Genomic DNA, 24,843 nt, shown 5'->3' with positions numbered 1-24,843 from the left:
ATGCCAAAGTAATGAAAACTTCCTACTTTCTATCATATATTCTCTCAATAATATCCACCACTTTCAATCCTTCCAAAGCATTTGTAGTAATAGTATTTCTTCCTTTTAATACATCTACAACGTTTTCAATGATAAAATGGTGATTGGCTGCAGATCCTTTATAAGCACCATAATCATTTCCAGGGTTTGTTGGAGCTAATTCCGGCATTACATAGTCTTTTATATTACAAACTTCCACTTTGTCCATGTATTGTCCGCCAATCTTCACAGATCCATTTTCTGCGATAATTGTCATAGAACTTTCAAGGTTCTGATTCCAGACTGAAGTAGAATAATTTAAGGAACCCATTCCTCCGTCTACAAAATCAAAACTAACGAAACCTGAATCTTCAAAATCTGTAAGAGTTTCATGATTAAAATCTGCAAATTTTGCCTGAATATTGGTAATATCACCGAACAGCCAGTACATGATATCTATAAAGTGAGAAAACTGTGTAAATAAGGTTCCTCCATCCAGATCTTTCTTTCCATGCCAAGATTCCGGTTTATAATATCGGTCATCACGATTCCAGTAGCAATTAAGCTGAACCATAAATATTTTCCCAAGTTTTCCGCTCTCTACCATTTCTTTTACCCATGCAGAAGGTGGTGAGTATCTGTTTTGCATCACTGCAAAAACTTGTTTATGCTTGTGCAGCGCCTGAAAAATAAGCTTTTCAGCATGTTGTTTTTTCAGAGCCATGGGTTTTTCTACCACAACGTGCTTTCCTGCATCTATCACTTTATAAGACTGTTCAAAATGGAATCCGTTTGGAGAAGCGATATTAATAACATCCACTTCAATTCCTGAAGCCAGAAACTCATCTAATGAAGCAAAAAAAGGAACTTTATAATTTTCAATGCCCAGTACAGATTTATCTTTAACATCAATTAATCCTACCAGTTCACATTCCTCATTTCTTGAGATCATTTCGGCATGTCTTTTTCCGATATGCCCGCAGCCAACTACTGCAAATTTTATTTTTTCAGTCATTTGTATGTTTTTAAATTTTAAAAACCTTATTATTTTCTAATTTGTATTTTTCTCCACTTTCTTCACAAACAGCAATATTTTCTGCATCAAACTGAAGTCTTTGCCCAAATTCGCTCATCCATCCCATTTGTCTGGCAGGGTTTCCTACCACCAATGCATAATCCGGTACTTCTTTTGTGACCACAGCTCCTGCTCCGATAAAAGCAAACTCGCCTATATTATGTCCACAGACAATAGTTGCATTAGCCCCTATAGATGCACCTTTCCCAACATGGGTCTTAAGGTATTCATTTTTTCTGTTTACAGCACTTCTTGGGTTTATTACGTTGGTAAAAACCATTGAAGGACCTAAAAAGACATCATCATCACATGTTACCCCTTCATAGATAGAAACATTATTCTGAACTTTCACATTCTTTCCTAAAACTACTTTTGGAGAAATAACAACGTTTTGTCCGATATTACATTTTTCTCCCAAAACGCAGCCGGTCATAAGGTGTGAAAAGTGCCAAATTTTGGTTCCGGTCCCTATCTGGCAACCTTCATCAATAACAGCTGTTTCGTGTGCAAAAAAATCTGACATATCTGCTTTATATTAATTAAAAAAATTCTTGATTTCTGTAACAATAACATCCAATACTTCCTGATCAAATTCTGTATGTACAGGAATGGAAATCACTTCAGTACAAAGTTGTTCCGTAACAGGAAGACTAAATCCTTCTTCTACATATTGAAGAAAAGCCTCTTGTCTGTAAAGGGGTAAAGGATAATATATCATACTTGGAATATTCTTTTCTGCCAAGTATTTTTGTAGCTCATCTCTTTTCCCATTTTTCACTCTAAGGGTATACTGATGAAATACATGGGTAGAGTTTTCAGCTCTTTTGGGAGTCTGAACTTCGGCAATATCCGCGAGATTTTCATCATAATAATCTGCCATTCTATTTCTGGCAGCTGAGTATTCGTCCAGATGTTTTAGCTTAACTTTTAAAACGGCTGCCTGAATTGTATCTAATCTGGAATTACAGCCTAAAACTTTGTGGTAATATTTCTTTTCCTGACCATGATTGGCTATCATTCTGATTTTTGAAGCCAGGTCATCATCATTCGTTATCAGCGCACCTCCATCACCATAACATCCAAGGTTTTTGGAAGGAAAAAATGAAGTACATCCGATATGACCGATAGTACCTGTTTTTTTTACAGTTCCATCAGAAAAAGTATAATCAGAGCCAATTGCCTGAGCATTATCTTCTATTACAAAGAGATTGTGTGTTTTTGCAAATTCAAGAATCTTCTCCATATTGGCACTTTGTCCATATAAATGAACAGGAACAATCGCTTTGGTATTGGGTGTCAGGAATTTATGTAAATCTTCCAGCTCAATATCAAAAGTATCTTCGTTTACATCTACCATTATTGGTTTTAATCCTAAAAGACCAATAACTTCAGCCGTAGCTACATAAGTGAAAGCCGGGCAGATGATTTCGTCACCAGGCTGCAGATCAAGTGCCATCATGGCAATTTGAAGAGCATCCGTTCCGTTAGCACAAGGAATCACATGTTTTACACCCAAATATTTTTCAAAATCCTGTTGAAATTCTTTTACAGCAGGACCGTTAATAAATGTTGTATTGTTTATACATTCCTGAATACCGGCATCTACGTCTTCTTTTATTTTCAGGTATTGACCTTTAAGATCAACCATTTGAATTTTCATATCTTTAGTTTTTTGAGTGCACGTAGAGGTGCATATTTTAATTCACGATAAGCTCACTGATTTTGTTTCCTATAGAAAGGCAGGAAGTGGCTGCCGGAGAGGGTGCATTTCTAACGTGAATGATGTTTCCGTTTTTCACGATATCAAAATCATCAATCAATCCTCCGTTTCTGTCACAAGCCTGAGCTCTTACCCCTGAACCTCCTGCTACAAGATCATTTTCCTGTATTTCCGGTAAAAGTTTTTGCAGGGCTTTTGTAAACGCGGATTTGGAAAGTGAACGATGCATTTCCCCCATTCCTGTTTTTCCATATTTCGCTACAATTTTTCTAAATCCAGGCCACAGCATGGTCTGCATTGTTTCGTTGAAATTGAAATCAAAAAAATGGTATCCTTCCTTTTTGAAGGCCAGCACCGCATTGGGGCCAGCTTCTATATTACCATCAATCATTCTGGTAAAATGTACTCCAAGGAACGGAAAACTAGGGTCAGGAACCGGATAAATAAGATGTTTTACCAAATATTTTTTTTCATCCTTAATTTTATAATATTCTCCTCTAAAAGGAATAATGACCACATCGTTTTTTTCGTTGGTCATTTTGGTGATCTTATCAGAATAGAGTCCTGCGCAGGAAATAAGCTTTTTGGTTTTAAATTCGGAGATATTGGTCTTTACAATAATTTCAGATCCTTTATCAATAATGTTTTTTACTTCACTATTAAATTTTACTTCTCCTCCTGATTCTTCAAAAAGTTCTTTTATTTTTTTGGCTATTCCCGGATAGTCAATAATTCCGGTCTGTGGAACTTTGATTGCTTTTACGCCCTCACAATGGGGTTCTATTTCACGGAATTCTTCTCTTGAAAGGTATTTTAAATTCTGTAAGCCGTTTTCAACTCCTCTTTTATAAATATTATCCAAGAGAGGTAATTCTTCCTGTGAAGTAGCTACGATTATTTTGCCGCAAAGGTCATATCTTATTCCGTATTTCTCGGCAAAATTAATTACTGAGTTATAACCTTCGATACAGTTTTTTGCTTTAAGGCTGCCTGGTTTATAATAAATCCCACTATGGATTACTCCACTGTTATGTCCCGATTGGTGCAATGCCACATCGTTTTCTTTTTCCAAAATTAAAATTTTAGAATCAGGATTTTTCAGTTTAGTCTGATAGGCCGTAGCCAATCCTACCAAACCTGCACCAATGATTATAATATCATAGTTCATGATCTGTTACAGTCTTGCATCAACCAGATTTCTGTCTAAACATGCTTTGGTATCAAAAACCACAGCATTTTCTTTTTTAAGCTGATCCAGATCCATTTCCAGGAACTCATTATGAGATACCGCAATCACTAAAGAATCATACTTTTTCCCTTCCTGAAGCGCATCCAGAATATCAATTCCATATTCATGTTTTACTTCCTCTTTGCTAGCCCATGGATCGTAAATATCTACATTTACTCCGTAATCAGCAAGTTCTCTATAAATATCAACAACTTTAGTATTTCTGACATCCGGGCAGTTTTCTTTGAATGTAACTCCTAAAATTAAGGCATTAGAATTTTTGATCACTCCACCTTTTGCAATAAGAAGCTTTACTACTTTAGCTGCAACGAACTTTGCAATAGAATCATTTACACGTCTTCCTGATAAAATAACATCCGGATGGTATCCTAACTGCTCTGCCTTGTGTGCAAGGTAATAAGGATCTACGGAGATACAATGTCCTCCTACTAATCCTGGTTTATATTTAAGAAAGTTATATTTTGTACCGGCAGCTTCCAGTACATCATTGGTATCGATTCCTACTCTATCAAAAATTAAAGCTAATTCGTTTACAAAAGAAATATTAACATCTCTTTGTGCATTTTCAATAGCTTTTGAGGCTTCTGCTACTTTAATGCTGGGTGCTTTATGAGTTCCAGCTGTAATAATTTTCTTATATAGGCTATCTACTTCTTCGGCAATTTCTTCCGTAGAGCCTGAAGTTACTTTTTTAACACTGGTAAGAGTATTTATTTTATCTCCCGGATTAATTCTTTCCGGAGAGTATCCTACAAAAAAGTCTTCATTAAACTGAAGCCCCGAATATTTTTCAAGAACAGGTACACATTCTTCTTCTGTACATCCAGGAAAAACGGTAGATTCATAAATAATGATATCTCCTTTTTTGATAATTTCTCCCAACATTTTTGAGGCAGAAATCAATGGATTCAGATCCGGAGCGTTATATTTATCAATAGGAGTAGGAACTGTTACAATGAATACATTAGCTTCAGAAATATCAGATAACTGGCTTGTTGCTTTATAGCCTAAGGAGCCATTAGATTCATTATATTTTTTCAGTCCGTTATTTAATTTATCAACATCTGCTTCAAGCGTTATATCCTTTCCCTCATTAAGCTGATCAACACGCTGTGTATTAATATCAAATCCAAAGACAGGATAGTGATCTGCAAATTCAAGAGATAAGGGAAGACCTACATAACCTTGGCCTATAACCGCTATTTTATATGTTGTTGTCATTAACTAAGTTTATTTTTTATTTTTTGAAACCAAGAGTGTTCTGTATGCTGGTTATAACCATAACCATATTTATTGCTATATCCTAAATTTTCTCTGCTTACATCATTAAGTACGAATCCAACATTTTTGATTTTTTTCTGATCGATATTGCTATTTGCAAATTCTAGTAATGCCTTTTCAGTGTATTTAGATCTGGATACATAAATTGTGACATCAGAAAGTTCAGCAATAAGGAATGTGTCTGTAACAAGAAGCAATGGTGCAGTATCTAAGATAATATATTCATATTTATCTTTCAATTCGCTTAGAAGGATTTCATAACGACCGTTGGATAATAATTCTGTTGGGTTCGGAGGAATCATTCCTGAATAAATTACATCCAGGTAAGGATTAAAAGATGATACATGAACGATATCCTCAAGTTTAGTATCGTCATTATAAAGATATTCTGTAAGTCCGGTAAGTCCTTTTCTTGCAGGATTATATCTTTGAAGTTGAGGATTTCTGATATCGGATCCTATGATAATTGCTTTTTTCTTAGGATTAGCCAATGTTAAAGCTAAATTGACAGAAGTAAAGGTTTTTCCTTCTCCTTTTACTGTTGAAGTGACAAATACAACTTTCCCTTTTTTCTCTTTTGAAAGCATAAAATTCATATTGGTAATAAGAATTCTAAATGCTTCCGCCATAGGAGTAATATCATTCATTTTTACTATTTCAGAATCTCCACTTTCAAGGCTTGGTAATTCTGCAATAATAGGAGCATGTACAAGCTTTTCAAGATCATGTTTAGTAATCACTTTATTATTAAATAATTGTAACATATAAATAATAATAAAAGGAACTAACAATCCTAGAAATAGTGAAGCAAATAAGATAGCCTGAGTCTTTGGTGCAATAGGATTTGCAAAAGCATAAGCCTCATCAATCACCCTCGCCTTCGGTGCTGTAATAGACTGTGCAACAGCAGTTTCTTCTCTTTTTTGTAATAATAGTAAGTATAAATTTTCTTTAATTTGCTGTTGTCTTTCTATTCCCCTAAATATTTTTTCCATAGAAGGAATTCTCGCGATTTTCCCAGTTACTTTATTTTGCTCTCCTACATATTCATTTCTGGCAAGTTCTAATCCTGTCTTATTTCTTTGCAGAGTTTGAACAACTGAACCACGCATTGCATTTATCTGTTTACTGGTCTCAACAACTATAGGGTTTTCTGGAGTTGCAGATTCCAGCAATCTTGCTCTTTGTAGTATTAATTGGTTATAGGATGTAATCCCTGAAACAGCCTCTGGATTATTTAATCCAATATTGATTGGTAAAACCTGGTATTGTCCTTGCTTCGACATGAAAGAAAGCAATGAGTTTGTCAATTCTATTTGAGCATCAAGTTCCAGCTGCTTACCACGAGCCGTCGCCGAACTTTCAAGATCTATTTTAGCTTCCGTTTCAAGATCGGTAAGGTTATTTTTTGATTTAAAACTTTCTTTTTCATTCTCAACCTGTCCTAGTTCTACTGAAAGTTTTCTTACCCTGTCTTCAATAAAATCCAATGTCTTTTTAGACTCTTGGTTTTTATCCAGGATAGCATCATTATTATAAGCAACAACTAATGAATTAAGAATGTCTTCTGCTTTTGAAATTACAGGGTAATTCATTGAAAGTTTAAGAACAGTAGCTTCTTTGTTTGCTAAATTTACACTAAGAGCTCCTCTTAACGAATTAACCTTTGCTTCCACTGATGATATGATTAATTCTAAGTTCTTTTTATCAACAGTTGGTGAGGCTTTAGGGTTATATCCTGTATTTTTAGTAATGATAATATTAGCAAAAGGAAGACTTATCATTCTTCCATAGCCAGAAACAATATCTTTTTTTAGTCCTTCATAATGTATTGAAATTTCTTCTCCTTTTAATTCTACATTAATCAGGTTATTAGCACTTTTAAATACTTTTTCATTTACAACTTTTACTTCAATAGGAGAAGATTCTTTATAAAGCTCAGCACGACTTACTTTTCCTTTAACAATGATATTGGTCTGAAGATTTTTATTGATCACTACATCCCTCATCAGTTTTTTTGATTTCAGGACTTCAATCTCATTGGAAATACTATTAGTTTTCATTCCTCCCAATCCTGATAAATCAGAAAGAACCCCTAAATCATTATTTGAAGAAGAATTTTTAGAATCTTTAATAAGTAAGGTTGTTTCTACATAATAGACCGGAGTCATAAATTTTATTGCAAAATAGCCTATAGTTAAAGCTATCATAGCACAAAAAATAAACCATGGCCATCTCCTTAAATATGGTTTGATTATTTCACTAAAATTAATTTTGCTTGAATTTTTTTCTTCTTCTGAAAATTGTGACGTTCGCTGGTTATCCATCAATTTTATTTCTTATTAAATAAACTTACTACTACGGCAACTGCTGTAACCGCAATAGAAATGGCGGTCAGATAAAGTCCAGTGTTAGGATTCTGTTTTGCTATAACATCTTTTGTATTGTTTGAAGAAACAATAATAGCATCTCCTTGCTTCAGGTTATAATATGGAGAATTAATTAAATTAGCATCCTGAAGATTAATACGGCCGTGAGAAACAACCCCATTTTCTGTTCTGACAACCAATATATCTTCTCTTTTTCCATATTGAGTTAAATCGCCAGCTAGCCCTAAAGCATTTAAAATAGTTGCCTGCCCATTTGCAATAGTATAGTCACCTTGTCTATTTACTTCTCCTAATACAGTAACCTTAAAATTCGAGAGTCTCACATTAACTGTTGGATTAATAACATATTTTGTCATTTTTTCCCTTACATCATCTTTAAAAGCTGTCAAGCTTTTATTCGATGTATTCAGTTTTCCCAATATTGGAAAATCAATGTCTCCATTGGCATCTACAATATATGTTGGACCTGACAGTATTGTTGCCCCTTGATTAGGAGTATTTCCTCCTGCTATAGCATTTGTCTGGATAAGTTCTGATGAAGAATAATTCTGATTAAAAGGCTTTACAACATCCATATCCTTAGCCGTGATCAAAATAATCAGCTGATCACCTGCTTGGATTGTATTTGCTGAATTTTTAGCAGAGGCATTGATTGCAACCTGTTCTATATTCTGCATATAATTTAAATCATTCTTAGCATTGGGATTGACTTTACAGGAAACCACTAAAGAAGACACCAAAATTACTGCTAATATTTTTCCTTTCATTATATTGTTAAATTGTACAAATATACATTTATTTTTTTCCTATTTATCTAAGGCCTCATAGATTGAATTATTGCTTCGGAATTCCGGCACTATTGTTTTAAGAATTCTTACTACTTCCACTTTATCTCTTCTAAGGGAAGCTTTAGTAATTTGTGTGGTAAGTGTATCTATTTCTTCAAATCCCGTAGAAGGGTCTTTAGAAATCATAATTTTGTCATTATGAGTAGGAAGTGTTTTAGCATCATCACTCAAAAGCTCTTCATAAAGCTTTTCCCCGGGTCTTAACCCTGTATAAATAATCTTAATATCAATATTAGGTTCAAATCCTGATAATTTGATCATTCTTTTCGCAAGATCAAGAATTTTCACAGGTTCACCCATATCAAAGACAAAAATTTCACCCCCTTCTCCCATTGTTCCAGCCTGAAGTACCAATTCACATGCCTCCGGAATAGTCATGAAGTATCTTACAATTTCCGGATGAGTGATGGTTACCGGACCTCCTGCTTCAATCTGTTTTTTAAAATGAGGAATCACTGAACCGTTGGATCCTAATACGTTTCCAAATCTTGTAGTAATAAACTTGGTAACATTACCTTCTACATTTTGAAGCGACTGTACAAAAAGCTCAGCAGCTCGTTTTGAAGCCCCCATAACATTGGTGGGATTTACAGCTTTATCTGTAGATACCATTACGAACCTGTTTACTTTATACTTGCTGGATAATTTTGCAACAATCTTTGAACCTAATATATTAACAAAAATTGCTTCATGTGGATTTTCTTCTACCAAAGGTACATGCTTATAAGCAGCAGCATGATACACCATTGAGAAGTTATATGTTTGGAACAAAGATTCCATTCTGTGATGATTAGAAACATCTCCTAAAACAAATTTGAAAGCAATATGAGGAAACTTGTCTCTCATTTCGAGTTCAATTTCATAAAGAGGAGTTTCTGCCTGATCCAGAACTACAATTAAAGAAGGATTAAAGTTAGCAACCTGTCTTACAATTTCACTTCCTATAGATCCAGCTCCTCCAGTTACTAATACTGTTCTATCAAAATGCCTGCTCTTGACTTTTTCGTTCTGAATTTTGATAGGTTTTCTATTTAACAAGTCTTCAATCTGAAGATTTCTGATAGATCCTCCTAAATCACTGTCTCTCAGTTTTTGTACTGACGGTGCTTTGAAGACATTAAGATCTTTCTCTAAAAATAAATTCACCCACGTATTCATCTCATCTCTGGCCATCATCTCTTTCACAATGAGAATTCCATCAATAATAAGATCTTCTTTCGTGTTTTCTTCTATTTTTTGTTTTCCGTAGATAGGCTTTCCTAGTAGAGATGCCCTTTTAGAATCTGTTCTTTGAGTTAAAAAGCCTACTACCTGATAAGGCAGGCTCGGATTATCCAGAATAGCACGTGCAATTGCAATTGATTGTTCATCAATTCCCAACACCAAAATTCTTTTTTTCAATGCACTTCTTCTGTATTCCCTTACAATATGGAAAAACTCTTTCACATATAATCTGAAAAGGAATAATCCCATAAATGAAATTACAAAATAAAGCATCAGATAAGGAGTAAGTATAAACTTAGCTCCTGTAGTCCAGAAATAAAGAATATTGATTGTTCCAATAGCCAGCATTGTGCAGAAGCAGGATATCAGAAGTTTAAATAAATCTATAAATGTTGAATGGCGAATAATTCCGGCATAAGTCTTAAAGAGATACATGAAAACAGTATTTACCAGAATAATAAAAGCAAAGATTAAGCTTTTATCTTCATGGTATATAAACTCCTGCTTGGTAATTTTTTCGATAATGTAAGTGGAAAGAAATAAAGATATAACCAGAATAATAATGTCTATTACAAGAATTATCCATCTAGGAAGATATCTTACGTCTGAGAGATTGACAACATTATCCCCTCCAAATATTGTTTTTCTAAGAGAATCGTACATTGTCTATATTGGTCTTCATATTTAATTAAGGTGTAATATCTGATCATCTGATCAAAGATAATTCCGATACAATCATGCAAAAATAAAATAAATTTATTTCAATATGTTGAAATCAAAAATAAATTTGATGTTATATTTATGAAATCTAATAATTTCATTACGATACAGCTAAACTCACAGACAAAAATCATACCATATAAAGTCTTATAAAGGCGATATTTATCTATAAAAATTCTTTATTCCAGCTGTTTTATCTTTGAAATAATTATTAAATCTTTATGTATCAACCTCTTTCAATGAATTGATTGTTTTTTGGTAAAAAGTCATATTTCAAGTTTTTTTAAATTCATTAATATATTATTCAAAAATATCAATTATTTTCTCATATTCAAAACCTTTACTCATCAAATATTTTATAGTTTTGGTTTTTTTTTGATATTCTTTCAAACCATTTTGTTTAGAATAATACCCTTCAAAAATTTTTCTGATAGTCTTTTCATAATCAGAATCATCTATCTCATCAAAGCATGAATTGATCAATCTTTCTGAAATCTGTTTTTGCTTCAGATTCATTTTTATTTTGGTCTTTCCCCAGTGTTTGATGTAGAATTTACCTCTGATATAGCTTCGTGTAAACCTTTCTTCATTCAGATAGTTTTCTTTCAGGAGATATAAAATAATTTCTTCTTTGGCCTCATCAATAAGCAGAAACTCTCTCATCTTCTGTTCCACTTCTGCATGGCAGCGGTCCTGGTAAACACAGTAATTGACCAGTTTCTGTTTGATTTCCTCAAAAGTATAAGATTTCTTTTCCATTTGAATAAAAAAAGAATGAGCAGTTTGCCCATTCTTTATATGATATTGAAATGCCTGCTAGTAATTAAACAAAGCTTTTCCTTCCATTAATTCGTTAACTTTCTTTCTTACGGATGTAAGAACTTCTTCATTTTTAATATTGTCTACCACTTCAGAAATCAATCCTGCAATAGTATCCATATCATTTTCTTTCAATCCTCTTGTTGTAATTGCTGCCGTTCCTAATCTGATACCAGATGTTGTAAATGGAGATTTATCATCAAAAGGAACCATATTTTTGTTACAGGTAATATCAGCAAGCACTAATGCTTTTTCTGTTTCTTTACCATTCACTCCTTTATTTCTAAGATCTACCAGCATTAAGTGGTTATCTGTACCTCCGCTTACGATATCAAATCCTCTGTCGATCATAGCTTTTGATAGCGCCTGAGCATTGGATTTAACTTGTTTTGCGTATGTTTCGAACTGTCCGTCCAAAGCTTCACCGAAAGCTACTGCTTTACCAGCAATCACATGCTCAAGCGGCCCTCCCTGAATACCAGGGAATACAGCTCCGTCTAATACCTGGCTCATCATTTTGATTTCTCCTTTTGGAGTTTTGTGGCCATATGTATTTTCAAAATCTTTCCCCATCATGATCATCCCTCCTCTTGGCCCTCTTAGGGTTTTGTGAGTAGTGGTAGTTACTACATGACAGTGTTCAAATGGTGAGTTTAATAATCCTTTTGCTACTAAACCAGCCGGGTGAGCGATATCTGCCCAAAGTGTTGCCCCAACTTCGTCCGCCACTTCTCTGAATTTAGCATAATCTAAATCTCTTGAATACGCAGAGAAACCAGCAATAAGCATTTTTGGTTTTTCTCTCAAGGCTACTTCTCTCATTTGATCATAATCAATAAGACCTGTTTCCTGCTGAACTCCGTAAGAAACCACATTATACTGGATACCAGAAAAATTCACTGCAGAACCGTGGGTAAGGTGTCCTCCCATGGAAAGATCCATTCCCATGATTTTATCACCAGGTTTCAAAACTGCAAGATAAATGGCTGCATTCGCCTGAGAACCGGAATGTGGCTGAACATTCACATAGTCTACTCCGAAAAGTTCTTTTGCTCTGTTGATAGCCAATGTTTCAACCTCATCTACAACTTCACATCCTCCGTAATATCTTTTTCCGGGATATCCTTCAGCATATTTATTTGTCAGTACACTTCCCATTGCTTTCATCACGTTTTCAGAAACAAAATTTTCTGATGCGATAAGCTCTAATCCATGAGTTTGTCTTTGTCTTTCCTTTTCAATCAGGTCGAAAATAATATCCATTTTACTTTTAGTTTTTGAAATTTCCACCCCAAATGTACGGAATTTTCATTGAGATTTCTCTATTGAAAAAATGATTTTAAACACTAAAAAATGAAAAAACAGACGTTTTATTTCTCAAAAAAGCTTTTAAAATTCTTCATCCACAAGTTCTTTATTTACTACAGCACCAGCAAAATTCCCCTGTGCTATTGCATTGGCTACAGAACGCATCATCGTTACATTGTCTCCACAGGCAAAAACTCCGGGAACGTTTGTTTTCTGCATCATGTCTACTTTAATAAATCCCTGTTCTGTCAGTTCACATCCCAGATCATCGGATACATTGAGATTTTGTTCAAAAGGAATTTTAGCATATAAAGCCTGTAAAGGAACTTCATTCCCATTTTTGAAAATAATTTTTTGAATAGATCCATTTTCATGTTTGATCTCTTCAATCTTATCTTCATTAAGAATGATTTTATTCTGCTTTAGTTTTTCAATCTGTTCATCAGTAAGAACAGCTTTTCCATTGGTAAACAGGGTAAGATTTTTAGTCAGATTAAAAATCAGTTTTGAAAATTCGTAAGCCATATCTCCATTGGAAAGAATTCCGGTACTCTCATTTTTCACTTCATAGCCATGACAGTATGGACAATGTATAACAGAAATCCCCCAGCACTCTGCAAATCCTGGAATATCCGGCATCATATCCTTTACTCCGGAAGCAAGGATGAGTTTTTTAGCATAGAATTTTTCACCAGATGAAATTTCAATCTCGAAACCTCCGGTTGTTTTTACTGTTTTTACAACTGTTCCGCTATAAAACCGGACAGTATTATATTTTTCTACATCTTCTTTTGCCAGCCTTGCAATTTCTGCCGGTGTTTTGCCGTCATGAGTAACAAAATTATGGGAATGAGGAGTCTGCCTGTTACAAGGTTTTCCGTTATCTATAATAAGGACATTTCTTAAAGATCTTCCTAATGACATGCCTGCTGATAATCCTGAATAGCTTCCTCCTATTATAATGACATCAAAGTTTTTGTTTTCCATAGTTCAGTTGATAGTTGATAGTTGATAGTTGATAGTTGATAGTGCAAAGATAGCCTAAAACCAACTAATGCAATAAGGTTGCGATAATATTTGTCTATTAACTTTATCTTGTCTACAAATCATCATTTCCAACTTTATTGAAAACTATTTCCATTCATTTTTAACTTCAATAATTTCGTCCTGAATTCTTTTATTAACATCTATTTTTGCTCCCTGCAAACTGAAAATTGCGGTTCCTCTTTCTCTTGCGTATGGATTGGTAATAGAATCATATAATTTTGCAAATTCAAAAAAAGAACCGGATTCTTTAAGTTCTTTCCCTGCTTCCGGAGCATCTTTGACCCTGATAACATTTTTATATTTTTTGCTTAAATCTATCCAATTGATATAATCTGCATGAAATGACATTGCTTTTACACCCATTTTTGAATAGTAATTAATAGCTCCGGTCTGCCCATAATTATCACACAGAACCATAGTATTTCCTGACTTTGACAGTCGTGAATATTCTTTATCTACTTTTTGAGCCAATTCTTTCCAGCCCTGCATATCTGCAAAATCCTGAGGTAACGGATGATCTTTTCCATCCTCCCACCGAAGCAGCCCGAATTTTTTGTATTGATCCTGATGGGATTCAATATATTGAGGACTTTTATTCGGAAAGGCTACATTATATAAAGGAAGAAATAAAAGTATGGGAATGAGAATACTGATGGGCTTCAAAAACCTCTTCCAGCCTTTTTCAAATAAATGACCAAGAAAAACGGAACCAAAAGCAATATACACTGGATAAAGTCCTATTGCGTAATAGTCTTTTGCTTTAAAAAACAAAAACAGAGTAATTGTAATGATATAACTCCAGAAGAAAAATCTGAATTTCTCAAAAGGTTTGTACAGCAATAATGCTCCCCAGCCCGCAATAATCACAAAGATAACTCCTATGAAAAAGAGGATCTGAGATTTCATAAAATCCATTCGGTCTACATTTACAAGCTGTGTTTCAGAAAGTTCTTTCATATGATGAATGACCGGAAACTGATTCTGATACTGCCAGAGAAGATTGGGAAAAATAATCATCAAAGCCAAAAGAGCAGCCCAATATACATGAGACTGCATAAAAATTTTTCTTTGCTCTGTGAGCAATAATGCAGGAATAAGCCCCAATAATGAAAAAGCAATATTGTATTTATTTAATATTCCTATTCCGAAAATGACAGCTCCAATGTATATCCATTTTACTTTTTCTGAATTAAAATATTTAATCAAAGCATAATAAAGGAACAACCACAGAAAAATTTCTAAAGAGTTAGGCTGAAACAGCATATTTATCCGGAGGAGCACTGAAAACAGAATGCCTAAGGAAGCAAGTATTTTGGCAAAGAGGCTTCCATTAAGTTCTTCAACAATTTTCCACACCAGCACTATCGTCAGTGCTCCAAATAAAGCAGGGAAAAATTTAACCCAAAATATGGAATTTCCTAACATTTTAATTATCCAGGCAATCCATGAATTGACGGGAGGAACTGAAAGATATCCCCAAGCCAGATGATTCGCCTGATCGAGATGCAGATATTCATCCCGGTGGAGTTCATACTCAGGACTTATTAACGAGTATTGAAGGGCAAACTTTGCAATGACAAAAAGAAGCAGAATCCAATAGTCTTTTTTCATGGGATATAGTTTGGAATTTAAAGGTAAGACAGTATAACTCTTTCTTTTGTTACATGATTTCAAACTTATTATCTATGATTTCAGTTTTTATCTTCTGAATATTGCCGGACCAATACTTAATTTCTTCAGTCTTCTCAGGACATTCTTGTAAGGGAGCATTCTGACAGGCAGCCAGATATTCCTGATACGTTTTCAATATAGTATTCAGGTATACTTCATAATCTTTGGGATTTTTGGGAATATATCCTATTCCATCACAACCGCAGGAATGAAAACATTTTCCTGTTTTAAAAAGGCTTTCTACAATCTTCCATTCTTTGACTGCTGTTTTTTTAGGCGCTTTGAAATCTTTTCCCAGATCAGCCATCACACTGGCGCATTCCGGGCATTTTATAGTCCTGTTTTCAAGTTTTGAAACAATTTTTTTCAGTTCTTTTGTCTCATCTTTTGTGAAAATATATCCTACTTTGCGAAATATTTTCCCACCAGGTTCATAGTAAACTTTTTCTTTTTCGATCCTTCTTATAATGTCATAAGTATCCGGCTGTTTAAATGATTTTCGGCATTTAAAACAGACATAATGTGATTTATAAGTTTTCCGAGCGTATCGACACATTTTTCATGGATTTATCTAATTCAAATATAGGAATTTACTCTTGTAAAGATTTTATATAAAAAAATCCCGGAGAAAAAAATTCCTCCAGGATTACAGTTTAAAAGTGTATAGTGTAGTTTATTATTTTTTATTCGCTTTTTCTTTCAGCTCTTCTTTGTCTTTATCAGACGGGTTCCAAACTTTCACCTCAGTGTCTTTTGTAATATTTGATCCCGGAAGAATCTGAACGTTGATACCGTCGCTTGCTCCAAGTTTCACATATACTTTTTTGAATTTCCCATCTTTTTGTTTCACTTCTACAAAAGGAACATCTTTACCTTGCTTTTTTTCATACTGGACTAAAGATTCATCCAATAATAATGCATTTTTCTGAGAACTCAAAACAATTTCACCGTTTGCAGAAAAACCTGCTCTAATATACTCATTATTAGGATTAGTTACGTTTCCTTCTACCGGAAATTTAATAGTTCCTGCATTGTCCTTTCCTTTAGGCGCGATCATAGTAAGTTTCCCAGGGAATGTTTTGTTTTGTAATGCCCCGATCACGATGTTCATATCCATACCTTCACTTAGCTTTCCGGCTTGTGCTTCATCGATTTCACCTTTAAAAATCAAGACGTTCAAATCCGCCACTGAACAGATTGTAGTTCCGGCATTAAAGTTATTGGCTTCAATCACCTGACTTCCTGCTTTTACAGGAACTTCAAGTACAGTACCTGAGGCTTTGGAACGGATTTCTGTAGTTGCCAGGCCTTGTCCTTTAAGTTCAGGAGTTGCTCCTGTTTTAGCGATCTGTAATCTTTTTTGAGCGGTATTCAATTGCTGCTGGGCATTTTTCAAAGTCTGCTGCTGAGAAAACAACTGTTGCTGAGAGTTCAGATATTCCTGCTTAGAAGCAACTCCCTGCTTATATAGTTTCTCCTGCATTTCAAACTGCTTCTGCATATTTCCTACATTCATCTGCGCATTGCTGATCTGAATCTGTGCATTCTGAACTTCCTGCTGAGAAGCATTTACTTCAGAGATGCTTGGAACAATTTTTACCGTGGCAATCAGCTGCCCTACCTCTACTTTATCTCCTTCTTTTACTAAGATCTTATCTATAATCCCTGCAATATTGGGTTTGATTTCAATTTCTTCTTTTGGAACAATTTTCCCCGTAGCCATTACCTTATCATCCATATTCTGAACAGTAGGTTTACGGGTAAGGAAAGCCTCACCTTCTTTAGAGTTTGATTTTATAAGATAGCCAAGCCCCGAGAACAATGCCACTGCAAATAAAAGCCCTAACACAATATAAATGGCTTTTTTCCAGGTGAATTTCTTTTTCATATGTATAGTTTATTTTTTATTAAAAGATTGAATGATTTAAAGACTAATCAGCCATACTGATGACCTGATCATCACAATTTTCAAATTATTTTTATTTTCAAATTAATTACTCCGTTCTTAATGCTTCAATAGGTCTGATCTTTACTGCTCTCTGTGCAGGGATCATCCCGATTACCAATCCTAAAATCACCATTACAGCCATTGCTGCAAATACGTTTCCATAGTTGACTGTCGGATTATAGAAGGGAAACGAATCCTGCCCCTGTGTAACGGCATTGAGAATCATCAATACAAAAATTCCAAACATAAAGCCTAATAATCCCGAGGAGAGCGTGATCACAACACTTTCCAGCAAAATCTGATTTCTTACTTCTGCCGGCTTTGCTCCCAATGCTCTTCTGATCCCGATTTCTTTGGTTCTTTCTTTCACTGTAATCAACAGGATATTCGAAATAGCAATTACTCCCGCAAGAATCGTCAATGTACCAACAATGATTGTTAATAACTGCATTCCCGTAAGGAAACCGGTCAGCTTTTTAAACTCTTTTCCAAGGTTGAAACTTCCGAAAGCGTTGGTATCTTCAGGTGAAACTTTATTTTTTGTTTTTAAAACCTGCTTTACATCTTCTTCTACGGAATTCACATCAGCATTAGGCTTGCTTACAATAGCAAACATATCAATCTGGTCTCCTGCATTATACATTTTTGTATAAGTGGAAAGTGGAATGAAAGCCGTTTGGTCATTTTCAAATCCGCCTCCTTTTTTCACACGGAAAACTCCGATGACATTAAAGAAGAGACCTTTAATATTGATTGATTTTCCTATTGGATTTTCTTTTTTCTTGGCATCAAAGAAGTTTTTATAAATCTCTTCTCCTATAACCACTACATTTTTATTTCCTGAAACATCAGCATCATTGATATAACGTCCAAAAATCAGTTTCTTTTCTGAAATTTTATTTCCTACAGAGTAGTCTCCGGTAAGCGAATACGTTCCGTTTTTCCCATTCCTTGACATTGCTTCTCCCGGTGTTCCGGTAAAACTTCCTCTTGCATTTTGCGGCGAGATATAATCTATGGCAGTTACTCTTCTTTTCAGCATTTCCATATCAGCTAAGTTCAGATGTACTTCTCTTCCTTTGGGAAAACCCTCATATGGAATAGATGTTTTCTGCGCCCACAGGAATATTGAATTGGTAGCAAAACCTGAAAATAATTTATCAAAACCATTTTCCATTCCTTTTGCGGCTCCAAGAAGGCTTACATACAAAAACATCCCCCATCCTACGCCAATCATGGTAAGAAATGTTCGGAGTTTATTATTCCTCAATGAGTAATAGATCTCCTGCCAAGTATCTTTTTTAAATATGATATTCACCTTTTTGAATTATAAGTTATAAATTATGAGTTATGAATTCCATTCATCCTTTTAACTAAAGACTTGCTTTTTAGCTTATATTATTCTGTTCTCAATGCTTCAATAGGTTTGATTCTTGAAGCTCTGTATGCGGGCACAAATCCAGCAATCAATCCTGAAAAAATCAGTGCAATGAATGCCATAATAATGGCTCCCCAGCCTACACTTGGGCTTTTGATAAAGAATTCTTCAAGACTGTCACCAATAAGACTTAATGTCAAAACACCTATTCCCACTCCAATAAGTCCGGATACCACTGTAATTACAACACTTTCCTGAACAATCAGCCCTACGATTCCGCTTGGTTTTGCCCCAATAGCTTTTCGTACTCCGATTTCTTTGGTTCTTTCTTTCACGATATACACCATGATATTACTGATCCCGATAATTCCGGCCAATAGTGTCCCTAATCCAATGAATCCTACAATAGCTGTAAGAACTGCCATAAACGTAAATGTATCATTCATGTTTTTGGCATTATTCCAGACACGTACTCCATTTTCATCATCAGGAGAAACATTCTTTCTGGCTTTTAATTTATTTTGTAACTCATCACCGTATTTTATGGCCTGATCCGGAGTCAACTTATCATTATATGTGATATATGCTATATTCACCGTATCAGAACCCTTTTTCATCTGCTGTAAAGTGGTAATAGGAACTGTAATATGTCTTTCATCCCTGTCTCCTCCATCATCTGAAAAGACTCCAATCACCTTGTACATCGTTCCATTAATATCCAGCTCTTTTCCAATAGGATTTCCATTTTTGATCAAATCCCGCTGAACCATTCTTCCAATTACTGCAACATTTAATTTCCTAGCCAAATCCATAGATGTCAGATAACGACCATCAATAACTTTTCTATTTTCAATAACCTGCTCCCCCGGCTCTGCACCATTGATCTGATAAAGACCACTCTCTTTCCCATATTTCACCATTAAATTGGCGCTATACCTAGGACTTGAAGGACCCGCTTTTTTCTTATCTGCATTAATCAAAAAATCATAGTCTGCGTTATTCATTGAAACATTTCTATCAGACTGCAAACCTTTATAAGCTAAAGTGGCTTTTCCTGTTGAAATAATAATAAGGTTCTTAGCGTCTCCGGCAAATCCTTCAGAGAAAGCATTCTGAAGTCCTTTTCCAATTCCAAAAAGTACAATAAAAATAAACAGTCCCAAAGCTACTGTAAACCCTGAAAGCACCGTCCGAAGTACATTACTCCGGATAGAACTGAATATTTCCTGCCAACGATCTAGGTCAAACATAGTTTTTATTTTTTTACTTTGTAAAAAAGTCAATTAGCTTCGCTCTTAATTTTCTTCGAAGTCAATTAACTTTGTTGTCAATTTTTTTCTCCTATTTTATTTCGATTACGAAGCAAAGTTCATTTTCACATTTCTACTCTTTTTTCAACATTTTACTTAATAGGATAAATGTTGTTTTTATTAAATTTTCAATTTTTGTTAATTCTTCTATTTTAATATAATTACATTCTATAACGATATCAAAACAAGAATCCAACTCAATAACTGAACCTCTGGCAATTTCAAAATATCTTTTCCTTTCCAGTTCAGATTTTCTTGAACACCCTTCGGTAATATTTAATACCACTGAAGTAGAAGCTCTTCGTATCTGGTCAATTATATTAAACTTTTCATGATCAGGAATTTTAGATAAAACTTTATAACATTCTATTCTTAATTTTCGGGCTGACTGATAAACATCAAGCTTATAATGATTCAGATTTAAAAACATTTTTATTTTTTTTCATATTCATTTGTGTCCGTTATAAATTATTTATCCTCCTCATTATAAAATTCACTTGCGAAGCAAAATTGACCATTCACTATTCACTTATAGTACAATCTGCTTAATAAACTCATCACTTTCAATAACCCCATCTTTCAGTATTACATTTCTTTTCGTTTGTGCAGCAACATCCGGTTCGTGGGTTACAACAATGATTGTTTTCCCCTCATTATTGATATCCTGAAGAAGTTTCATAATATCATGAGTGGTTTTGGAGTCCAGCGCGCCGGTAGGTTCATCTGCAAGCACCACTTTTGGATTTGTTATCAATGCTCTTGCAATAGCTACCCTTTGTTTCTGTCCTCCGGAAAGTTCACTCGGAAGATGGTTTGCCCATTGTGCCAATCCCACTTTTTCAAGATATTCCATAGCTTTCTGATTTCGCTCTTTTCTCGGTACATTCTGATAGTACAGAGGAAGTGCTACATTTTCCAAAGCTGTTTTATAATTGATAAGATTAAAAGACTGAAAAATAAATCCTAAAAACCTGCTTCTGTATTCCGCAGCTTTTATTTCAGATAAATGTTCAATAGGAACTCCATCCAATTCATAGGTTCCTGAGTCTTTTTCGTCCAGAATCCCAATAATATTAAGAAGCGTAGATTTTCCGGAACCGGAACTTCCCATAATAGAAACAAACTCCCCTTCAGAAATATTCAGATTAATTCCTTTGAGAACATGAAGCTTGCTTTTCCCTGTATCGTATGACTTATTTAAATCCTGAATTACTAACATTAAGTGATGTATGTTTTTATACCCAATAAGTAGATGATATTTTCAAATTGTTACAAGAATAAAAATTTATTCAAATATTTTTTTGTTTAACTAATTATACCTTTATTTATAATGGTTTATGTTTTTCTGTTTAACTGTAACTATGAATTTACACCCATTTACCCCCAAGATAGCGGTCTAGCCTATTATTCGAGCCTGTTTCATGTAAATGTGGAAAACTTTTCAGGCTAAAAGTCAGCCGATTAGTATTTACCTCTTTCAAAATCAGTTCTTTTTTTCGAACTTTGCTATTAGTTCTTTACAAGAAATATGAATTTGGGGAAGTGAATAACTTTAATTCACAACTTACAGATAAACAAAAAGTTAAGTATTTCCGGAACATTATCCACAGAGATCTAAATTATTTAATTATAAAGATATTTAATATGGGAATTTTTGATAAAAGAGTAAGCTATAAGCCATTTGAATACCCGGAGGTTCTTCAATTTGTAGAGGCAATCAACAAATCGTTCTGGGTGCATTCGGAAGTGGACTTTACTGCAGATGTTCAGGATTTTCATTCGCAGTTGGAACCACATGAAAAGCATGCTGTGAAAAATGCGCTGTTAGCCATTGCACAGATCGAGGTGTCTGTAAAGACATTCTGGGGAAATTTATACAACCACCTTCCAAAGCCGGAATTCAATGGATTAGGATCTACTTTTGCAGAATGCGAGTTTCGTCATTCTGAAGCATATTCCCGTTTATTAGAGGTATTAGGATATAATGATGAATTCCTTAATGTAATCGAAATTCCTGCTGTAAAAGGAAGAATCGAGTTTTTAGGAAATGCTTTAAAGCATGCTAATTCTGCTACTCCGAAAGAATATGTTTCCGCTTTATTGCTGTTCAGTATTTTAGTGGAAAACGTTTCTCTTTTCTCGCAGTTTGCCATTATCCTTTCTTTCACAAGATTCAAAGGATTCATGAAAAACGTTTCCAATATCATTGCATGGACTTCAGTAGATGAGCAGATTCACGCCAACGCAGGAATCTACCTGATCAACAAAATCCGTGAGGAACAACCTGACTTATTAACAGACAGCGATATTGAAGATATCTATACATTGGTAGACGAGTCTATCGCAAGAGAAGGTGATATCCTTAGCTGGATCTTTGAACTAGGAGAAATCGACAATGTTTCCAAAGAAGACCTGTTGAACTTCATGAAATACCGTGTGGATGACAGCTTGAAGAAAATCAACATGAAAACAAGATACAACATCACTCCGGAACAATACAAACCAATGGTATGGTTCGAAGAGGAAGTTTTCGCGAATTCACTGGATGATTTCTTTGCAAAAAGACCTGTAGACTACACAAAACACGACAAGAGTATTACAGCAAACGATTTGTTTTAATACAGAGGCGCGAGCGAAGCGAGCGTCAAAACAGTCAGTATTAGGATTATCCTTTTCTGATTAATAAATGGAATTGCTGTTCATTAATAAAGCACAAATACAGAAGAAATGATCAATGTAATAGTAAGCTATACGGTAAAACCGGAATTTGTTCCAAACAATAAAACCAATATCCAAAAGTTTCTGGAAGATTTCAAAAATTTAGATCCTTCCACTTTTGAATACAAAGTTTTTGTAAAGGAAGATGGTGTTACTTTTGTACATTATTCAAACTACATCAACGAAGAAGTTCAGCATGAAGTTTTGAATGTTCCGTCTTTTAAAGAATTTCAGAGATTAAGAGATGAAAGCGGGCTGAACGGTTCCCACAAAGTAGAAATTTTACAATCAATAATATAAAAAAACAAAATTCCGGAGTGATTCTCTCATTCCGGAATTCGAAAATATAACATCTATGGAAGAGCAAAATTCAAATATATGGTGGCTCAATGAAGAGTCTGAGCAGATGCTGAACAGAGGATATCTGTTGAAAGGTGAAACGGTAGACGGAGCTATCGACAGAATTACCACTGCCGCTGCAAAAAGGTTATACAAACCCGAACTTCAACCGGCATTCAAAGAAATGATCACGAAAGGATGGATCAGTTTTTCTTCTCCTGTATGGGCAAATATGGGAACAGAAAGGGGACTTCCTATCTCATGTTTCAATGCTCACATTCCGGACAGCATCGAAGGGATTACTCACAAAATGGGTGAAGTAATCATGCAGACTAAAATCGGAGGTGGTACTTCAGGATATTTCGGGGAATTGAGAAATAGAGGAACCGCTGTAACTGATAACGGAAAATCTTCAGGAGCAGTTTCATTCATGAAGCTTTTTGATACGGCTATGGACGTTGTTTCACAAGGAGGCGTAAGAAGAGGAGCTTTTGCTGCTTACCTAGATATTGACCACGGAGATATTGAAGAATTTTTATCCATTAAAGATATCGGTAGCCCGATTCAAAACCTGTTTACCGGAGTATGTGTACCAGATTACTGGATGCAGGATATGATAGACGGTGATATGGAAAAACGTAAAGTTTGGGCAAGAGTATTGGAAAGCCGCCAGCAAAAAGGTCTTCCGTATATTTTCTTCACAGACAACGTAAACAGAAATAAACCTCAGGTGTATAAAGATTTAGGAATGACGGTAAATGCAAGTAACCTTTGTTCTGAAATCATGCTTCCGTCTACTATGGAAGAATCTTTCATCTGCTGTCTGTCTTCTATGAACCTTGAACTATATGATGAGTGGAAAGATACAGATGCTGTAAAATTAGCAGTATACTTCCTTGATGCTGTATTATCAGAGTTTATTGACAAAACTGAAGGTAACTACTATCTGCAGGGAGCAAGAAACTTTGCAATGCGTCACAGAGCTCTTGGATTAGGAGTTTTAGGATACCACTCTTATTTACAGAAAAATATGATTCCGTTTGAAAGCTTTGAAGCAACCCAGTTCAACGCAAGAGCATTCAGACATATTAAAGAGCAGGCTGAGCAGGCTTCAAGAGAGCTTGCCAACATCTATGGAGAACCGGAAGTATTGAAAGGATACGGGTTAAGAAATACCACTACAATGGCTATCGCTCCTACTACTTCAAGTTCAGCAATCTTAGGACAGACTTCTCCTGGAATCGAGCCTTTCTCTTCTAACTATTATAAAGCAGGTCTTGCTAAAGGAAACTTTATGCGTAAAAACAAATACCTTGCAAAACTATTGAAAGAAAAAGGATTGGATAACGAAGAAACATGGAGAACAATCATGTTGAACCACGGATCTGTACAGCATCTTAATGAGCTTACCCCTGAAGAAAAGGCAGTATTCAAAACATTCAAAGAAATTTCTCCAATGGAGATTATCTCTCAGGCAGCACAGAGACAGCAATACATTGACCAGGCACAGTCACTGAATCTTCAGATTCCTTCTACAATGCCTGTAAAAGATGTTAACTATCTTTATATTGAAGCTTGGAAAAAAGGAGTAAAAACACTTTACTACCAAAGAAGTTCTTCTGTTTCAAAAGAAATGATGGTCAACTTTGTATCATGTTCAAGCTGTGAGGCATAAGATCAAGTAATAAACACACTATATTTACAAAAGCATACCGAAAGGTGTGCTTTTGTCGTTTTCAATGTTAATAAGTTTTGGCTAAAGCCAGTGGAGGGTTTGTTT

General features: G+C 34.9%; 21 protein-coding genes. 3 read left to right on the top strand and 18 right to left on the bottom strand.

Translation table 11 applies throughout. From position 1 onward, the window contains the following. Positions 1–22: 22 nt before the first annotated feature. From OL225_RS02250 to OL225_RS02165, 18 genes are all read right to left on the bottom strand, one after another. On the bottom strand, positions 23–1,033 hold the full coding sequence (locus OL225_RS02250; protein ID WP_264517134.1) for a Gfo/Idh/MocA family protein: 1,011 nt from the start codon (positions 1,031–1,033) through the stop codon (positions 23–25). Positions 1,034–1,043: 10 nt separating this feature from the next. After that, entirely contained in the window at positions 1,044–1,616 is a 573-nt protein-coding gene (locus OL225_RS02245) for an acyltransferase (protein ID WP_047378769.1), read from the bottom strand. A gap of 12 nt (positions 1,617–1,628) precedes the next feature. Continuing rightward, positions 1,629–2,753 carry a DegT/DnrJ/EryC1/StrS family aminotransferase gene (locus OL225_RS02240; RefSeq protein ID WP_264517133.1) on the bottom strand — a complete coding sequence of 375 codons (1,125 nt, stop codon included), beginning with the start codon at positions 2,751–2,753 and terminating at the stop codon, positions 1,629–1,631. A gap of 37 nt (positions 2,754–2,790) precedes the next feature. Continuing rightward, positions 2,791–3,981: an L-2-hydroxyglutarate oxidase gene (gene lhgO, locus OL225_RS02235; RefSeq protein WP_047378771.1), complete on the bottom strand. Its 1,191-nt coding sequence runs from the start codon at positions 3,979–3,981 to the stop codon at positions 2,791–2,793. A 6-nt stretch (positions 3,982–3,987) separates the two neighbouring features. Further along, positions 3,988–5,283, bottom strand: coding sequence for a nucleotide sugar dehydrogenase (locus OL225_RS02230; RefSeq protein ID WP_047378772.1), 1,296 nt, complete (start codon positions 5,281–5,283; stop codon positions 3,988–3,990). Then, positions 5,283–7,670: a GumC family protein gene (locus OL225_RS02225; RefSeq protein ID WP_047378773.1), complete on the bottom strand. Its 2,388-nt coding sequence runs from the start codon at positions 7,668–7,670 to the stop codon at positions 5,283–5,285. Before OL225_RS02225 ends, OL225_RS02230 begins: the two co-directional genes overlap by 1 nt. Positions 7,671–7,675: 5 nt before the next feature. Then, positions 7,676–8,500, bottom strand: coding sequence for a polysaccharide biosynthesis/export family protein (locus OL225_RS02220; RefSeq protein ID WP_264517132.1), 825 nt, complete (start codon positions 8,498–8,500; stop codon positions 7,676–7,678). A 39-nt stretch (positions 8,501–8,539) separates the two neighbouring features. After that, entirely contained in the window at positions 8,540–10,468 is a 1,929-nt protein-coding gene (locus OL225_RS02215; protein ID WP_264517131.1) for a polysaccharide biosynthesis protein, read from the bottom strand. Positions 10,469–10,825: 357 nt separating this feature from the next. Beyond that, the gene (locus tag OL225_RS02210; RefSeq protein WP_081995536.1) at positions 10,826–11,284 is read right to left on the bottom strand and encodes a regulatory protein RecX; all 459 of its coding nucleotides are present in this window, start codon (positions 11,282–11,284) and stop codon (positions 10,826–10,828) included. A 57-nt stretch (positions 11,285–11,341) separates the two neighbouring features. Beyond that, on the bottom strand, positions 11,342–12,607 hold the full coding sequence (gene glyA, locus OL225_RS02205; protein WP_047378780.1) for a serine hydroxymethyltransferase: 1,266 nt from the start codon (positions 12,605–12,607) through the stop codon (positions 11,342–11,344). Positions 12,608–12,733: 126 nt separating this feature from the next. Next, positions 12,734–13,639 carry an NAD(P)/FAD-dependent oxidoreductase gene (locus OL225_RS02200; RefSeq protein WP_264517130.1) on the bottom strand — a complete coding sequence of 302 codons (906 nt, stop codon included), beginning with the start codon at positions 13,637–13,639 and terminating at the stop codon, positions 12,734–12,736. 144 nt (positions 13,640–13,783) lie between these two features. Next, on the bottom strand, positions 13,784–15,310 hold the full coding sequence (locus tag OL225_RS02195; protein WP_264517129.1) for a glycosyltransferase family 39 protein: 1,527 nt from the start codon (positions 15,308–15,310) through the stop codon (positions 13,784–13,786). Between the two features lie 49 nt (positions 15,311–15,359). After that, positions 15,360–15,926: a hypothetical protein gene (locus OL225_RS02190; RefSeq protein WP_264517128.1), complete on the bottom strand. Its 567-nt coding sequence runs from the start codon at positions 15,924–15,926 to the stop codon at positions 15,360–15,362. Between the two features lie 120 nt (positions 15,927–16,046). Beyond that, a complete protein-coding gene (locus OL225_RS02185; protein WP_264517127.1) occupies positions 16,047–17,258 on the bottom strand; it encodes an efflux RND transporter periplasmic adaptor subunit in 1,212 nt (403 codons plus the stop codon). Between the two features lie 106 nt (positions 17,259–17,364). Further along, entirely contained in the window at positions 17,365–18,636 is a 1,272-nt protein-coding gene (locus OL225_RS02180; protein ID WP_264517126.1) for an ABC transporter permease, read from the bottom strand. 80 nt (positions 18,637–18,716) lie between these two features. Further along, positions 18,717–19,946, bottom strand: a complete 1,230-nt coding sequence (locus tag OL225_RS02175) for an ABC transporter permease (protein ID WP_047378788.1) — start codon at positions 19,944–19,946, stop codon at positions 18,717–18,719. 133 nt (positions 19,947–20,079) lie between these two features. Beyond that, complete coding sequence (locus tag OL225_RS02170) at positions 20,080–20,436, bottom strand: four helix bundle protein (RefSeq protein WP_264517125.1); 357 nt, start codon at positions 20,434–20,436, stop codon at positions 20,080–20,082. Positions 20,437–20,535: 99 nt separating this feature from the next. Beyond that, a complete protein-coding gene (locus tag OL225_RS02165) occupies positions 20,536–21,225 on the bottom strand; it encodes an ABC transporter ATP-binding protein (protein WP_047378789.1) in 690 nt (229 codons plus the stop codon). Positions 21,226–21,650: 425 nt separating this feature from the next. Between OL225_RS02165 and OL225_RS02160 the strand changes: the two genes are divergently transcribed. The 3 genes from OL225_RS02160 to OL225_RS02150 all read left to right on the top strand — a co-directional run bounded on the left by OL225_RS02160 (position 21,651) and on the right by OL225_RS02150 (position 24,738). Then, positions 21,651–22,625, top strand: a complete 975-nt coding sequence (locus OL225_RS02160) for a ribonucleotide-diphosphate reductase subunit beta (RefSeq protein ID WP_047378790.1) — start codon at positions 21,651–21,653, stop codon at positions 22,623–22,625. A gap of 108 nt (positions 22,626–22,733) precedes the next feature. Next, positions 22,734–23,024, top strand: coding sequence for a hypothetical protein (locus tag OL225_RS02155; protein WP_047378796.1), 291 nt, complete (start codon positions 22,734–22,736; stop codon positions 23,022–23,024). Positions 23,025–23,079: 55 nt separating this feature from the next. Beyond that, a complete protein-coding gene (locus tag OL225_RS02150; RefSeq protein ID WP_047378798.1) occupies positions 23,080–24,738 on the top strand; it encodes a ribonucleoside-diphosphate reductase subunit alpha in 1,659 nt (552 codons plus the stop codon). Positions 24,739–24,843 lie beyond the last annotated feature (105 nt).

Source organism: Chryseobacterium viscerum (assembly GCF_025949665.1).
Lineage (GTDB): Bacteria > Bacteroidota > Bacteroidia > Flavobacteriales > Weeksellaceae > Chryseobacterium > Chryseobacterium viscerum_A.
Note: the sequence above shows the minus strand (reverse complement) of the source record. Positions and strands in the feature narration are given on the sequence as shown.